The following is a 16,741-nucleotide window of genomic DNA, read 5'->3' on the forward strand; positions in this document are numbered from 1 at the left end:
CCAGTTATTTGAAATGTTTCTCTAAAATACGTATTGAATTTTTTAACATAAAGTTATCCTCTATAAACTTCCGTCCGTTGGTTCCTTTAATTATAAGTTCTTCACTGTGAGCCATTTCTCTAATTTTTGCTACAAAAGCTTTTACATCCCCTGACCATACCCAATCTCCACACTTTGACTCTGCTAATAAATCTCTGAGATCTGTAACATTATCAGTAGCAGCCAGTACTGGCTTCGCGTACTCCATATAGGAAAGTATTCGCGATGGATAGTTAGGAATAGTAAATCGTGGATCTAGTACAATTAGCCCTACATTACATTCCTTTGTAATCTGTTCATACTCATCTCTTGGTAAATTCTCAATTACAAGAGCATTATTAATACCAACATCTCTTATTGTCTGATCCAATTTATATCTATCTGTGCCCCTACCTACAAAAAGAAAATAAATTGAACTATCATCTTTACATTCTTTTACTGCTTGACACAAAAGATCTATATACTGAGGTCGCCCCATATTTCCGCCAAAAAGAAATACACAAGCGTCTTTTGGAATCCCAAACCGTTCACGCATGGGAAATCCATCTATTTCAATATTCGAGATGATTTTTTTAGTGTTTGGAAATAATTCTATCTTAGTACTATCTAGCCAAGAATTATGCTCGACTAAATAGTTTTTATTAGCAATAGACATACAACCAATATAATCAGCACTTCGATATAATTTTTTTTCTTTTGCTAGGAAATATCTATAGATTAAACTGTTAAACTTCATAATACCCAAATCAATTGCATTTTGGGGGAATATATCTTTAAGCATTAAGTAAGAAATACAATTAAATTTTTTCTTTGCCCACATTACTAGTCCTGCATTAGTAATTGGCGGTGATTCAAATAATATTAAGTCAAACTCTCTATCTCCTAAATACTTATTAATCCCTTTTTTCATCATCACTGGGATTTTTAAAGTTGTAATTCCTTTTTCTATTAATCCTACGTCATAGTAGTTTCCAGTAACAATCCGAAGCACATCAAAATCACGTTCTTTTTGTAATACAGTTTTTGTTCTATTTCTAGCTTGTTCTGATACAGCAACTGTTACCTCATGACCTGAGTCATGTAGTGCTTCTGCTAAATCAGTATATATTGTTGCTCCCTTACCAGGTTCCGGGAATGAAGTGGCAATGTACAGTACTCTCAATTTCGCTCAATCTCCTTACTCTTGCTGCAAAGCAGTAACACCTTATTTATTCCACAAGTGATAAACTTGATGGCAACCAATTTGCATACATCCTACTTTATGATAAAAATTAATCGCTGCCAGATTTCGAACCTGGGTACCGACTTTAATTTCTTTTATCCCACGTTGGTATGAAAATTCTTCAACCGTCTTAAACAATTCTGTTCCTAACCCACTCTTAGAATTAACTTTAGAAACAGCAATAAGCTCTACCACACAACTATTTTCAGAATACGAATGCAATAAAAATCCATTTACTAAACCATTCTGATCTTTTGATATTGCAAAATACTTCCCTAACTTACCAAAAGAATTTATTAACCACTGGCGATATACTTGATCACCGTTCCGTTTGGCCAACTCACTATCCTCAGTAAACTTTGAAAATTGAAAATCTGCCATCTCGAGAATTTGATCATTCTGCTCTAGAGCTTGAAGTACTACAATATTGGATGATACTCTATGTGGCACTTCCAATGTCTTCACAAATTGTATATTCACATCTACTAGGTATGCTGTGGTATCATTTCCGATTAGTTGTGCATTCACTGGCTCTGAATTTCTATTCTCAATAGAAACAAATTGATATTCACAAAACCTATTTTTTAGTAATTTCCATTCGTTCATTGTTAGTGGTTTATGTAAGATGGCTTTTGCACTAGTAACTCCAAAGAAATCTGTATCCCACTCTAAATCATAAAATGTTACTGCATTTCCCACCATTAAAACCCCCACTTCTTACAGGCCAACACCACTATTATCTGCCTTTTTTGCACTATTCTCAGTTACAAAAACATCTTCTCGTTTTATTACAGATACCGCTGTTTTCAAGAAAATTTTAATATCAAGCCAAAAAGATATATGATCTACATAATAAATATCATTTTGAATTCGCTCTTTCCAAGGAATCGTATTCCTATAATAAGCTTGATTGAAACCAGTAACACCTGGTCTGACTTCTAACTTTCGTTTTTCATTTCCCTCATATAGGGCTTCATGTTCTGGCAAGTCAGGTCTTGGTCCAATGATACTCATATCACCATTGATTATATTTAACAGTTGTGGTGATTCATCCAAGCTCGTCTTACGTATGAACTTCCCTATTTTGGTTAATCTAGGATCATTCTCGGCATTAAAGGTCGATCCATCAGCATTGCGTAGGTCAGGGGCATTCATTTTCATAGATCGCAATTTATACATCATAAATACCCTACCATTTTTACCAAGACGTGGTGCATTGTAATATATAGGTCCTTTATCTTCCATATATATTATTGGTCCGACTATACACAAGATAATAACTAAAAACGGTAACGTAAGTATTGCGAGCAAAATATCAATTACCCTTTTGAATACAATCCTATACATCGTGTTACCTCACTTGAAATTCAATTAGCAAATTTTTAAAAGTAGTAGTCACATACTCTACATCATCATTGCTTAATAATGTATGAAGTGGTAATGTAATTTCATTTTCATACATACTAAAGGCATTTGGATAATCCTTTATATCAAAGCCTAAATTCTGGTATGCTGTAAACATGGGTAATGGCTTATAATGGACATTGCAAACAATTCCAGCCTCAGCCATCCTAACAATAATCTCATTTCGTTCAACTACTCCTATACCAGGTATCCTAGTTAAATAAAGATGTCCAGAAGAGGAGAAATTTTCACTGTAATGAACTAAAGTTTGAATCCCCAACGGTAGAAGCGCATTATCATACATTTCAATAATTTCTTTTCGCTTACTCATTAAGTCATCGTATCTATTTAACTGAATTAACCCAAACCCAGCCATAATGTCGGTCATATTGCATTTATAAGCGGGATAAATAATATCATACTCCCAGGAGCCCTTTTGTGTTTTTGCCAGAGCATCTTTAGATTGTCCATGAAGACTATAAAGCATATATTGCTTATATAACCACTCATCATCTAAACCAATTCTATCTCGCCAAACAACTGCACCACCTTCAGCTGTTGTCAGGTTTTTTACCGCGTGAAAAGAGAAACAAGTAAAATCTGCAACTTTTCCGCATTTCATTCCATTAGCTTCAGCTCCAAAAGCATGTGCAGCATCAGTCATTATTATCACTCTATCAAATAGATTTTGAAGTTCATTATTTGCTTTAAATAACTCTTTTTTACTTTCTATTACTTTGTATATTGTTTCGTAATCGCACATTTTCCCTGCTAAATCAATAGGAATAATTGCTTTCGTTCTTTCGGTAATTGCATCTGCTAATTTGTCATAATCCATCTCAAAGGAATCCACAGCAGTATCCACCAAGACAATTTTGGCACCCACATGATCAATAATAGAAGCAGTTGCAGTATAAGTGTATGCGGAAGTAATAACTTCGTCTCCAACACCAATCCCTAGAATGCGTAATGTAAGTTCCATTGCAGCTGTTGCTGAATTTAAACATACAGCTTTATTTGTACCAATATATTCTGCTATCTTCATCTCAAATAATTTAGTTCTTGGCCCAGTCGTAATCCAGCCAGACTTCATTACTTTTATTACTTCTTCGATTTCAGCATCCGTTATATCTGGAGGAGAGAAAGGTATATTTCTCATGTTAATATTAATCATATCTGTGTTTATCATATTTTCCCCCTCATTAGCTAAATGTATTTTGTAATATCAAACTTACTACCAAAATCCCTCTAACCCACATTACTAAAACTCGGCACCAAATGCTTCACAGCCTCATAGACCGTTCCATGTTTATCAGCAATTACTTTTTCTAATCTTACAATCTTCAAAGCTAGTTCACTTTGACTAATCTTCAAAGGACTTCCCACGAAGATACGGTCATGCGAGGTATTCCCAAGCCCTTCTTCACTTAGAAGCAGCTCTTCATACAGCTTCTCCCCTGGACGGATGCCCGAGAATTGAACCTCGATGTCGACTCCAGGCTCGAATCCGGATAGACGAATGAGGTCGGTCGCTAGATCAACGATTTTTACAGGTTCTCCCATATCTAATACGAAGATCTCGCCGCCTTTCGCGAATGCGCCTGCTTGGATAACAAGCTGAACTGCTTCAGGAATGGTCATGAAATAGCGCACCATTTCTGGGTGCGTTACTGTGACAGGTCCACCTAAGGCGATCTGTTCTTTGAAATGCGGGATCACACTACCGCGACTACCGAGTACATTGCCAAAGCGCACGGCTACGAATTTGGTTTGACTAACTAGATCCATGCTTTGAATGATTTGTTCGGCAATCCGTTTGGTAGCTCCCATGATACTCGTGGGATTGACTGCCTTATCCGTAGAAATGAGAACAAATCTCTCCGCGTTAAATTGATGGGCACATTCTGCAACATTTCTAGTCCCGAAAACGTTATTCTTAATAGCTTCTGCTGGATTGCGTTCCATGAGTGGAACGTGTTTATGAGCAGCTGCATGGAAAATAACCTTTGGCTGAAAAGTTTGAAAAACTTCCTTCATCCGTTCTAAATCCTGAACATCTGCGATCACTGGTTCTATGTGTAATGTTGGAAAAAGCCTATGTATTTCTTTCTCAATGACATAAATACTGTTCTCACCATGACCCAACAGAATTAACTTTTTCGGATGAAAAGGTGCAATTTGTCTGCACAACTCGGAACCGATGGATCCGCCGGCACCCGTGATTAGAACGACTTTACCTTGTACATAATTGGCAATGCCATCTAGATCAATGTTAATAGGGTCACGGCCAAGTAAATCTTCTACTTGCACATCGCGAATTGCATTTATTGTGACTTTGCCTTCAATTAAATCATTAATTCTAGGAATGATCTTCATTTTGGCTTTCGTATGTTTGCATATCGTAATAATTTCGGATACTTCTAGCTTGGAAACGGATGGCATTGCAATAATAATTTCGTCAATATCATTGGTTTCTACAATTCGAATAATCTCATTGCGGTCGCCTAAGACAGGAACCCCCATAATGATGTGCTTATACTTAGAAGGATCATCATCAACGAAAGCAACAGGGTATACGGGAGAATTTGAATTATATTTCAATTCCTTCGCAATTAAGATCCCACAGTCTCCTGCCCCAATAATCAGAGCTTTCCGTTGGTTGGATTGTTTCTTATTATATTTATCTCTAACTACTCTCCAAACAAATCGGCTTGCCCCAATAATGAGGATCATATTCTCCATAACTCGGACGTAGACAGCGAAGGGAACCTTGGGCTCATGTAACAAAATCATAATGAAATAAGACAGTGTACAGGTAGCTACGACTGCTTTGAAAATCGATATGACTTCGCCTATACTCGCATATTCCCATACGCGTCTATACATCTTGAAGTAGATCAAACAAGCTGATCCAACAACCATGGATATCGCTGAGTATTCCATCCACTGTCTCATATAGGCAGCAGGAATATGCAATTCAAACCTTAACAAATAGGCAATCACGACGCTTATCCATATCAGAACCATATCAAGCAAAACAAGTATTGTCTTTTTGCTGCCTAACTTCACGGAAATCCCTCATTCGTAAATGATCTTATTGACTTTCTCCATAATAATAGTAATAGTAAGCATCCTTGTTTTTACGATCTACATTGTTCAGCACAACGCCAAGAATTCTTGCTCGCACATTATCTAGGTTTTGCTTCGCTTTGAGTACAGCCTCTCTCTTCGTTCGATCCGAATTTACGACCAATATAACACCATCTGTGCGTGATGCAATGATCTGTGAATCTGTTACAGCAATCGCAGGTGGAGCATCGATCAGTATGATATCATAGCGCTGTTTCAACTCATCAATCGTGCTTATCATCTTCTTAGAAGCAAGGATTTCGGATGGATTAGGTGGAATTGGCCCCGAAGTAATAATCTGTAAGTTAGGTATAAACGTGTCTTGAACTACTTCGCGAATKGTTAATTGATTCGTTAACAGGTTGGTAAGTCCCCATCGATTGGATACATGTAAGGTATGATGCATGGTTGGTTTTCTGAGATCCCCATCGATGATCAATACTTTCTTGTCTGTCTGCGCATAGGCTACAGCTAAATTAATTAGTGTGGTTGATTTCCCTTCACCGGGACCAGCAGATGTTACCATGATGACCCTTAGCTCCTCATCGATAGATGAGAATTGGATGTTCGTACGAAGGGCTCTGTATGCTTCCGAAATAGGAGATTTAGGGTTCTGATGCGTAATAATGGGCCTTTTATTGGTTGAGTTTGACATCCGATCGTCCTCCCACTACTTGTTCGTTAGTTTGTTTGCTATGATGATTTTGGAAATCTTCTGGTCTCATCTTGGTAATCATGGCTAGGGTTGGTAAGCCGAGGAATTGTTCAACCTCTTCTTCTGTCGTCAATTGATCGTTCAAGTATTCCAATAGGAAGGCAATTCCTAGCGCAATCATTAATGACACTACGAAGGCAATAGCTACATTTAACTTTTTATTCGGCTTCACAGGCACAGGATTTTCAATATCTTTGGCCTCATTCAGCAAGGAAATATTATCGACTTTCATAATCTTAGGGATTTCATCTTGGAATACGATCGACACGGCATTAGCAATGCTCGCTGCGCGAGCGTACGAAGGATCCTGTACAATTAGTGTCATAACTTGTGTATTGTTAACTGAGCTCACTTTGACCGTATTCACGAGCTGCTCAGCAGTCATTTTCAAATGTGGGTATTCGGCAACGACTTTATCCATAATTCTTGGTGTACGAATAATTTCTTTATAAGTGTCGATGAGTCTGATATTTAAATTGACTGTGTTGATGTCAACTTGAGATAGACCTACTTGATCATTTGATTTATTGACAATTAACTTGGTTGAAGCCTGATAGATAGGTTGCATAAAGAAATAGCTGATAATCCCCGTTGCTACTGTTGCCAGAACCACAATTGAAAGTATCATCCACACCCTTTTCTTGATAATCTTCAAGTAATCTTTTAAATCCAGTTCCATGCCATTCCCTCCGTCTACATGATGTCATGTCTCGCCTTGGTTGTTGGTCTCATCATATTTTTATTAGAAAAGATAAGGAATCCCCCTCTATCTGGTAGAGATGAGGATTCCTCCTGAAATATACGGTTTCTATTTGTTCAACAATCGATAGATAACAACCGCGGCTTGAGCACGAGTAGAGTTAGCATTGGGATTAAATACATTGCCTTCCTCGCCAATGACAATACCTTCACTTGCAGCAAGCGCAACGCCAGATTTCAAAGATGCGTTAATTGCAGTCACATCTGTGAATCCTTTAAGTGCTTCGTCTACCTTAGCCGGGCTCAAGGAAACCCCTTTAAGTGCAAGCGCTCTGGATGACATGACTGCCATTTCAGCACGTGTGATATTGCCATTAGGATCAAACTTTCCACCTTCTTTACCGTTTACAATGCCATTCTTAACGGCGGAAGCCACGTAGACTTTGAACCAGTCGGAATCATTCACATCCGTAAAGTTTTCAGTTGCTGATGCACTTTCCAAGGAGAACGTTTTTACAATCATTTTCGCGAATTCAGCACGTGTTACTAGACCGTTCGGTACGAAAGATTGATCTGCGCGACCTTCTAGAATACCTTTGGATGCAGCAACTTGAATTTGTCTACCAGCCCACGCTTTAACTGAAGCAGTGTCACCGAATTCAACTTTATTCTCGACTACTGTATACGTAGAGAATCCTGTACGCAGTGCATTCAAAACGCCATTCTCATAGCTGCCGCCGTAGAATTCTAATTTGCCATCTACGATTTTGGCTAAGGATAACAACTCTGTATCGAATTTGCTGCCGTTAGGAACTGGAATGGTCACTTCAACAGGTGTATTGAAGTTACTAATATTCGTTCCACCAGATGTAAATTCAAATTCATATACTCCTGCTGCTACAGGCAGTTGTGTTGCATTTGTTGCTACTTTGGTATCTTGATTCGTCACTTTAAGTGAAGTATCTGCTCCGAATTCAGTTGGACTTACGCCTAATGTAAGGCCATTCATGGAAATGGCTACTGTATTTACACCATTCGCAATTGCTGCATCCAACAAGGCTTTACCTAATGGAATTTCCGTTGTTTTGGCAGTGATGGAACCGAAATCAAGCTTAAGTTGAACCTTCTCAACTGCTGCATTCGGATTCAATTGTTTCAATTGATCATTTAAAACTTTGGCTTTCGCAGCAATTTCTTTCATCTTGCCCGCAAGCTCAGTTACATTAAGAGTCGGTTTAGCTGTGTCGCCTTCAACCTTAATCGACTTGCTCAGATCTAACGTCGCTAGTTCTTGAAGTGCATTTTTCACTGCTTCTTGAGCTTTTTGGAAAATCTCTTGTTTCTTTTCTTCGGATGCATTTGCAAGTTGATCTTTAAGAGCATTTAATTCTTTGGTTGTTTCATCGTTTGTAGTAACTGGACCACCGCCACCACCTGTGGTATTACTATCATCTGTTTTCGTTAATGTCAGCTTAGGTGAGATGTAAAGTAGAAGGCCGAATTTGGAATCGCGTGCTTGTAGTACGCCGCTGCCTGTATTAGCACCATCAAGTACAAGTTTACCTCCAACAAATTTCACATTGGTTCCACTTTGTTGACTCCAGATTAGATATGGATTCAAAGACACGCTAAACACGCTAAGTTTTGGTTCGTATACTGCTGAGCTCGAATCCAAATCACTTGGTGTCAACTCTTCTGCCAATAGGTATCGGATACCAGCAGACTCGATTGCTGTTCTTGCTGCAATGGCCGTTGGGCCAATCTTATTCGCAACTCGGTTCTGAACTGCATTAAGATCGCCAAGTGAAATTTCGTAAAATTTCAGAAAGTTACTAATTAGTAACTTTTGTGTCAAAATGTCATTGTCAACAATTGTACTCAACGTATCTTTGATATCTTGAGAGGTACCACCGAGCAAGAAAACTTTCCCTACACTTTCAAGTAGCTTGTTTTGGTTTTGTTCCGAAGCCATCGCTTGAAGTGCAGCATCTTGGAAAGCTATCACATCAGCTTTAGTTAAAGTTTTCCCACCAGGTACTTTCGTAAAAATAGCATCAATTGCTGGTTTAACATGCGAATCGTTCAGCAATGCATTGATTGCTTCGCCAGACTCATCGTAGAATAAATCCAAGCCATTAATAAGCGCAAATATCGCTTTAACATCTACATCTACATCGCTAAATTTTGACCAGACATTTCCAAGTAAAACTTTCATATCATCTGTTGTTATTTCATTTTTAGCAACTGCACCAGCAACAAGATCTCTCGTCGCCTTAACTGCTGTAAGCCCATCATCATCCTTAGCCAGCTCAACACGCAAACCTTCAAGTTTATCTTGTAAGGAAGGCGTAGCAGCAGAAGCAACCCCTGCCGTAATACCCAGTTTATTAGCTAGACCTTGCTCACTCAATGGAAGTCCAGCAATGGATGCAAACATGATGCTTGCTGCCAATGTTGTAACAGTTAATTTCTTTTTCATCGTCATGCTAAAATTCACCTCTTTAAATTAGTTGTCTTGCTTTATTTGGATTTCCAAAACTGAAACCATTTCGGTCTCGACCAAACAGGGGATTGTGTTTCGATGGAAAGATTATGTATGATCCTGTTGGCATTGTTTTGAAAAGAACTCACAATTCCTTGCCCTAGCTCAGTACGTAAAGCTTCATATCCTTCAGCAAGTGCGAACCCACGATTTGTCGTGTTGTGTGCGTCTGACGAAATAAAATGTGCTAAGTGGTTCCTGCATAAATCAAATGACAGTGATTCAATGGATTTACCGAAGTGACCGAGCAGGGAATGAGCCGTTACTTGACTCAAGGCACCAAGCTGTACTAATTCAAGAAGCTTCGTAGGATCCTGGGCAATCTCACGATTACGCTCCGGATGTGCGATAATTGGCACGATATCCAGTAGCAGCAGTTCGTGCATGACTTCATCTATTCCCGCAGGTATTCGATCTGATGGGAATTCCATAAGCAAGTAGCGTGAGCCATCTAGCGTGATAGTGCGCCCAGCTTCAAGATCGTCAATTAATCCCCGATATACGCGAATCTCTTGACCTGTATGGATATGAAGAGGAATATTCCTGTTATTAAGCTCCTCTTGAAACAATTTCACTTGCTCTACAACTAAAGTTGTATCGTTCGTGAATCTACCATTTTCATGATGGGGGGTAGCAATTACTGTATGTATTCCTTGTTCCACGGCTGCCCTTGCCATGTGAACGGCTTGCTCCAGATCAGATGCCCCATCATCTAAAGCTGGCAGAATATGACTATGTATATCAATCATAGGAGACCCCAATCACGTAAACAAACGATATAATTTCGACAAAAAATCAGGTTTTCAACCATATTTCTCCCAAATCTCTTACTGAGAGTGTAACATATATACGATGTGTTGCCTACCTTAAGGACTAGGTAYCAAGTACCAAATTCACGATTTTTATGGAAAATTAATCAAATTTTCACCTTTGTAATAGTTCCGAATTTTATGTGCAATTATGGCTTAATCTCTTTATAATATCCCAGAAAAGTTTATAATGTCTCTTTTTTTCATATAATTCGACAAATTTAAACATGATATTTTTAGTTTCGACATTTTCCGCTATCGATATTAATAGTTGAATTTTCTGTAAATTATATCATACAACATGAAACTACATAAATTTAGAAAATGTCTCACAACCTATTAACTAACCACGATTTATAAAATTCATCCCCCTTTATTGTGAATAAAAGGAAAAAAGCACCTGTTGTAGGTGCCTTCCCTTATGCTGGATTAAATCAAGTACTGATTATAGTTTCAGCTTTTATTTTTCAAATAATATCAACATTACTTTTGCCGCTTGCTCGCGAGAAGCCACTTGGGACGGAGATAACGTCGTATCAGAGGTTCCACTCAATAAGCCTTCCCGTACACTAAGTGCCATATAATTGGTTGCCCATTCTGAAATCTCTTTTCTGTCACTAAACAAAGTCAGTATTTTTGATGAATCTGCATTAGTCACAGTTTTCGTATTTTTTACTTTTTCCAAAGCGCGCCCGATCATTGTGGCCATTTGTTMACGGGTAATTTTTGCATTGGGCGCAAATTGCTCTGAAGTAACTCCGTCAATGAAACCGGCCTTATAAACGGATGCAACTTCTTTGGCATACCAAGCATCTGTTGCCACATCTTTAAATGGCATAATAGAAGAACTAGTAGTAAGGCCAAGCGTATTAGACAGCATGACAGCAAATTCCGCACGAGTTACGTTTGCCGTCGGATCAAATAACGAATCACTGCGGCCAGTTACAATCCCCTTGGCGAATGCTTGCGAAACGTAAGTTTCCGACCAACGGCCCTGTACATCGTCAAACGATTTATTAATTTGCATCAATGTATACGTACTAAAGTGACTAACACTGAATTCAATGGAATTCGTTTTTTCATTATATTTGCCACCTGGAACAAGTTCCCATTTCCCTGTCGTAGGGTTAAAATACTGTGGTGCAATTTGATTAACGTCTACTTTTGACTTATCTACTCCATTTAACGACATACTGATGACAATCTTATCACCAAACTGATTGTTTAGCAGCGTTTCGGTATTGTCATCCTTTTTGGAGGATACATTCAAATCATTCACAGGAACATTTATCGTATCTGCATATGACGGTTTTTTATCTAGCAGTGATTTAGAATCAGTTGGTTGACTTACTCTGACTTCGATCGATTTTACTTTATTGGAATCGACAACTGGTAAGGAATCAGGGCTAAATTTCAAAACGACACCATCGACGTTGACAACCAAGTCTACGTTCTTCGTCTTCAAATCACTTAAACCAGAAGAAGGAATCGTAACATTTGTAATGTCTCCAACTGATGTATCTTTAGACACATTAATAATCACTTGCTTTTCCAATTTATTTGCCAAATCCGAGAAATGATTTTGATTCAGCAAATTTGACAATGCATTTGTCGTTTGGTCAGCACTTTGAATTTGTTTCTGTAAAGCATCAGCATCTACAACGATCTTGGTTTCTTTTCCGCTGGTATTCATTTTAAACTGCGTGGAATCTAGGGTTCCAGCTTTTTGATTAATTGAATTCACCAAATCGATGACGGTCGTCATCAGCTTTGAATCATCGGAAAGACCTTGGTCATTCGTTAATTTTCTCACAGACCCAGCTAACGGAATAATTTTCTCCGTCAATGCGATGAATTGATTTACGGCACTCACTTTGGAAGAAAGTGAAGCCATCAATGTGATATTATCCAGAATGGACTGAAGGACCTGCTTGGATTTATCAGGGTCTGTAAGCGTGCTTAACTCTGTTAAGATCTTATTTAATTGTTCAGATGCGGTGTTAATCGCTTCTTGTATCTCTTTGTCTGATGCATTTGAATTATTGATTAATTTAAGTGAATTCGTGATTTTAACGAGTTGATCTGGGTCAATCGTAGTCACAGTACCAGGACCACCAAAACCGCCACCACCGCCACCACCAACAGTAGCAACTTTAATCACCATAGGAGAAGCAGTTATGGAACTTGTCGAATTCCCATTTCCGCCGACAACGATCGTATATTGTCCTACCCAGCTTCCTAATGTGAATGTCAACGTTGTGTTACCTGTGCTATTTGACTTGGCTGATTTGGCATCTGTATGGAAAATACTTCCATTACCATCAATAACTTTCATCACAATATCCCATTGGGCAGGGGACGTTACAGTTACTTTCACTGTCTCGCCTGGGGCATAGGTGGACTTATCGGTTTGTGCTTGCAGATTGACAACAGCAAAGACAGCTGAAGTTAATGTAAATGCGCACACTAGGAGCAAGGTAAGAAACAAACTAAAAACACGTTGGGTAAATTTCAATTGATTTCATCCTTCCCTTGCAATATGAGAGGGAATTTGCGAAAGTATTTCGCAAATTCCCCGGTTCAGAACTACCGTATAACCTTTGACTCCGCGAGAAGCTTTTGAACTGCGGTTAAACTGTTATCTAAGCTATCGTAAACATGCACAGTAACAGAATAATTTGAAAGATCGCCTGATATACCATAAAATTTCTGTTCGAAAGATTGAATGGCTTCTGTTAAATTTGCGGAAACTGTCGTAATTTGAACAGGCGTATTACCATTCATTAACTCAAATACAATCACTTCATTGCCTGGATGATCGTTTATCTTGTTGATTGTAACATTGGCTGTGATCAAGCCATTGCTAGAGGAACGGACAAGAGTACCCCCTGCAATCTCATACTGTCTGCCGTCGAAGCTTCCGGCCAACACAACACTTGAATTCGTTACTGCGGAATTTCCAAGAGCGTTTTTCATTCCACTTATCGTTAAATTAGTATTACCAACAGTCAATGTGGATCCGGCTGGATTAACAACTGTAATTGTTAAGACTTTGCCGCCATTTGACCAAACCCCGTTATAATCAGCACCTATTACTTTGCCACCCAAGCCCACAATGCTGTCAATAGCTGCTTTGTCCATTGTCCCAGACTTGTTCGTCGCTTGATCGAAGGTAATGGTAATTGTTGAGCCTACAGTTATACCAGACTGAGCAATGTCATAACTGGCTGCAATCGCGCTAACAACGACTGGCGCCGCGATGTGGCCAAATGTGCCTTGAATTTGATATGTGCCTGTCACCATAGCAGTTCCGGTTACATCCATAATACCTAGGGAGTCAAGAGTAATCGTACCGTTATCTTGAAGCTGTGGATTACTTCCTAGTGTGATAACTAGTGTTCTTGAATCCAGCGACCACACTGCCGATGCTCCGGTTCCTAAAATATTGGACAATGCATTAACTGTTGCAGATTTGTTCGTATCTGAAGCAAACGTGATCGTGAGTTTGTCTCCCGTTCCAGCGCTATCGTTGTTTCCTGCGTCAGTAGCAACCACCGCATTCACGCTTGGAGCCAACGCTTGACCGAAAGTTCCATCTAGCGTTTGTACTAGATCAGTAAGCCATGCCAAGTTATTACTATCCTTAATACCAAGATTAGTCAGATCAATTTGATCTCCAACTTGAATTGTAGCGCCATTGGTCACATGGATCGTCAACGTAACTCCGTCCGAACTCCATCCAGCTGTTGCACCATTTCCGAATGTGTGTCCGTTGCTCACTTTAATATCCCTAGGATCAATTGACGGCTTATTAGTTGCTGTATTGAAAATAAGAGCAATTGTATCTCCTGCACCTGCGCCTGGAGCTCCACCATTCATCGCTATGGCATACAAGAAGCGAGGAAGAATACCCGGAGTAAAGGTTCCACCTAATACGACCGCGTTCGTGTCTGCCGCAGGTACAGTTCCAGTTACATCTGTGATGCCAAGACCGCTAAGATTCAAGGAATTACCGATTGCTAAGTTTGCATATACGGCGCTGCTTACCGCGCCATAAGTGGCTAAAGTAATCGTTAACGTTTGCGGTGTTGTCCAGGAAGCTGTTGCGAAATCTCCTAGCGTGTACACAGATCCCGTTACTGTAGTTCCCGTAACTAACACTGCTCTCAGCATCTCTGATGTAATCACAGGTGTATTCGTCGGCCGATCAAACATGACAACGATCTTATCTCCATAGATACCAGTCGTTCCATCCGCATCATAAGCAATTGCAGAGAGTACTGACGGAATTGATGCTGTGCCAAAACTACCTTGGAAGACTCTTCCGCTTACTACCGTCAGATCCACTTGTCCAGTGGCATCCTTAATGCCGTGACCGGCAACAAACGAGAGTGTATCACCATTTTGGATGGTAGCCGACGAACCCAAAGTTATCGTCAATACGGTGTTCGTGCTATCCCAAGCATACGTAGAACTGGTTACTGTCGCAAGCGTTCGAACGCCGCCATCTACTACAATCTTCGTCGCATCGAAGTGACTGTGATCAACAGCTCTGTCGAATACAAATACTAGTTTATCGCCTGTCGTTGTAACATTACCATTTGAATTGACAGCATAGATTTGAGTTAAGTTTGGTGCGACGGCTACGCCGAAGCTGCCTGATACCGTCTCACTCACATCARCCAAGAATACTTGCTTCGTGATGTCCTTGATTCCACTCGTCTCGCCGTTAATTACAATTGTGTTGGAGTTGTTCGCTACGGACAAGCCTGCTGTATTTCCTACCGAAATGACCAGCTTCTTGCTGTCGCTAATGTCCACGGATGCTGTATTACCCAGCGCATTGCCGTTGACGGTAATCGCTCCGGCTATGGTTACCRCATTTGTGCCGCTGTAATCTACGTCCGTATCAAACACCACTACGATCTTGTCCGTCTCATCCACCGCTGCGCTTCCGCCKSTGTTCAATGCATATGCGTTCGTTGCTTGTGGCGCTACCGGAACACCGAACGTTCCGCCAATCGTACGATCTGTCACAGGAGCTATCTCAATCGTTTGCGTCACATCTTTAATACCATTTGATCCGGCAATACTCACTTTATCCGTAATTTGAATTGTCGGATTTGCACCAAGCACAATTTGCAAGCGCGTAGCGTATCCGCCGATCGAGTCTACCCAGTATACATTTTGAGTAACGCCAAAAGCATTTGTGCGCGTAACAGTTCCTGTGCTGTCTTTTACAGTGATTGTTGAGATATTGAACATAGAATGATCTACTGGCGTATTAAATACAAACTCCAATGTATCGCCCTCAGCTACAGCAGCAGTGCCATCGCCATTCGTTGCATATAAATTACTCAAAATCGGTTGTACGATCTCGCCAAATGTTCCGCTAATCGTGCCTGAGTCGATTATCGGGTCAGACTCGCCGCTGTAATCTTTAATTCCGAAGCCAATTCCAATGTTAACCATATCACCTACTGCTACAGTTGCACCTGTCCCTAACGTAAAGATCAACTGATCGCCCACCGAATTCCACGCAGCTGTTGCTCCCACTCCAAACGTTTTTCCAACTGGCAATAAAGAATCATACACCGCACTCGTTATCGTTGGTTGATTCGTCGGAACAGTAAAGGCAATTATTACCTTATCCCCCTGATTAGGACCGCCTAGACCTGTATCGTTTGTGGCTTGAATCGATGCAATAGCAGGGATTATCCCTACACCAAAACTTCCGCTATCAATGACATGACTGCCAGAAGAGAACGCGCTTTGGTTCTGAACGTTTCGAATGCCTGCTGTGCTAGCAAGGTTGATTGTGTCTCCAAACTTGATCGTTGGATTCGAACCAAGTTTAACTTCCAACTCAGTTGGGCTAGACCAACCAATTATTGATGCTCCTGAACCTAAATTGCCCGCAGTCACCGTAACATCATTAATATTGACTGTCGACTGGTTCGTTGCCGTGCTAAATGTGATCGTTAGCTGATCGTTCATTTCCGCACCAGGATTGCCCCCAGTATTCGAAGCTGTAATACCCGTAATTGTTGGCGCCAAACCAAAATTGCCCGTACCCGCATGAGCGACTACATTCTTCGCTGTATAGTGGTTATCTGCGGATATCAACGTACCATCAAGCGCTAAACCGATTGTGTCCGTTACCGCAAAATCCGCTCCTGTAC

General features: G+C 40.1%; 11 protein-coding genes. All 11 read right to left on the reverse strand.

The features are described from left to right. Nucleotides 1-4: 4 nt before the first annotated feature. Nucleotides 5-1,201 carry a glycosyltransferase family 4 protein gene (locus tag AC1DLM_RS15855; protein ID WP_477570516.1) on the reverse strand — a complete coding sequence of 399 codons (1,197 nt, stop codon included), beginning with the start codon at nucleotides 1,199-1,201 and terminating at the stop codon, nucleotides 5-7. Between the two features lie 42 nt (nucleotides 1,202-1,243). Beyond that, nucleotides 1,244-1,963 carry a GNAT family N-acetyltransferase gene (locus AC1DLM_RS15860; RefSeq protein WP_477570517.1) on the reverse strand — a complete coding sequence of 240 codons (720 nt, stop codon included), beginning with the start codon at nucleotides 1,961-1,963 and terminating at the stop codon, nucleotides 1,244-1,246. A gap of 15 nt (nucleotides 1,964-1,978) precedes the next feature. Next, nucleotides 1,979-2,608 (reverse strand): sugar transferase, encoded by a 630-nt coding sequence (locus AC1DLM_RS15865; RefSeq protein WP_477570518.1) that lies wholly within the window; start codon nucleotides 2,606-2,608, stop codon nucleotides 1,979-1,981. 4 nt (nucleotides 2,609-2,612) lie between these two features. Continuing rightward, a complete protein-coding gene (locus tag AC1DLM_RS15870; RefSeq protein ID WP_477570526.1) occupies nucleotides 2,613-3,839 on the reverse strand; it encodes a DegT/DnrJ/EryC1/StrS family aminotransferase in 1,227 nt (408 codons plus the stop codon). Nucleotides 3,840-3,913: 74 nt separating this feature from the next. Beyond that, the gene (locus AC1DLM_RS15875; protein WP_477570527.1) at nucleotides 3,914-5,692 is read right to left on the reverse strand and encodes a polysaccharide biosynthesis protein; all 1,779 of its coding nucleotides are present in this window, start codon (nucleotides 5,690-5,692) and stop codon (nucleotides 3,914-3,916) included. A gap of 67 nt (nucleotides 5,693-5,759) precedes the next feature. Beyond that, nucleotides 5,760-6,449: a CpsD/CapB family tyrosine-protein kinase gene (locus tag AC1DLM_RS15880; RefSeq protein ID WP_477570519.1), complete on the reverse strand. Its 690-nt coding sequence runs from the start codon at nucleotides 6,447-6,449 to the stop codon at nucleotides 5,760-5,762. Further along, a complete protein-coding gene (locus AC1DLM_RS15885; protein WP_171630259.1) occupies nucleotides 6,430-7,188 on the reverse strand; it encodes a YveK family protein in 759 nt (252 codons plus the stop codon). Before AC1DLM_RS15885 ends, AC1DLM_RS15880 begins: the two co-directional genes overlap by 20 nt. Before the next feature lie 129 nt (nucleotides 7,189-7,317). After that, complete coding sequence (locus tag AC1DLM_RS15890; RefSeq protein ID WP_477570520.1) at nucleotides 7,318-9,693, reverse strand: S-layer homology domain-containing protein; 2,376 nt, start codon at nucleotides 9,691-9,693, stop codon at nucleotides 7,318-7,320. Nucleotides 9,694-9,728: 35 nt separating this feature from the next. Continuing rightward, nucleotides 9,729-10,499 (reverse strand): tyrosine-protein phosphatase, encoded by a 771-nt coding sequence (locus AC1DLM_RS15895; RefSeq protein ID WP_477570521.1) that lies wholly within the window; start codon nucleotides 10,497-10,499, stop codon nucleotides 9,729-9,731. Between the two features lie 520 nt (nucleotides 10,500-11,019). Next, nucleotides 11,020-13,074 (reverse strand): S-layer homology domain-containing protein, encoded by a 2,055-nt coding sequence (locus AC1DLM_RS15900; RefSeq protein ID WP_477570522.1) that lies wholly within the window; start codon nucleotides 13,072-13,074, stop codon nucleotides 11,020-11,022. Between the two features lie 71 nt (nucleotides 13,075-13,145). Then, nucleotides 13,146-16,741: beta strand repeat-containing protein (locus tag AC1DLM_RS15905; protein ID WP_477570523.1), on the reverse strand; the 3,596-nt coding region annotated here is incomplete at its 5' end.

It is taken from the genome of Paenibacillus sp. 01T442 (assembly GCF_056398345.1).

What these genes read in the sequence shown, in the direction of transcription:
- AC1DLM_RS15860 (WP_477570517.1), bottom strand. Translation starts at nt 1,963, where the DNA reads ATGGTGGGAAATGCAGTAACATTTTATGATTTAGAGTGGGATACAGAT.
- AC1DLM_RS15865 (WP_477570518.1), bottom strand. Translation starts at nt 2,608, where the DNA reads ATGTATAGGATTGTATTCAAAAGGGTAATTGATATTTTGCTCGCAATA.
- AC1DLM_RS15870 (WP_477570526.1), bottom strand. Translation starts at nt 3,839, where the DNA reads ATGATTAATATTAACATGAGAAATATACCTTTCTCTCCTCCAGATATA.
- AC1DLM_RS15875 (WP_477570527.1), bottom strand. Translation starts at nt 5,692, where the DNA reads ATGGTTCTGATATGGATAAGCGTCGTGATTGCCTATTTGTTAAGGTTT.
- AC1DLM_RS15885 (WP_171630259.1), bottom strand. Translation starts at nt 7,188, where the DNA reads ATGGAACTGGATTTAAAAGATTACTTGAAGATTATCAAGAAAAGGGTG.
- AC1DLM_RS15890 (WP_477570520.1), bottom strand. Translation starts at nt 9,693, where the DNA reads ATGACGATGAAAAAGAAATTAACTGTTACAACATTGGCAGCAAGCATC.
- AC1DLM_RS15895 (WP_477570521.1), bottom strand. Translation starts at nt 10,499, where the DNA reads ATGATTGATATACATAGTCATATTCTGCCAGCTTTAGATGATGGGGCA.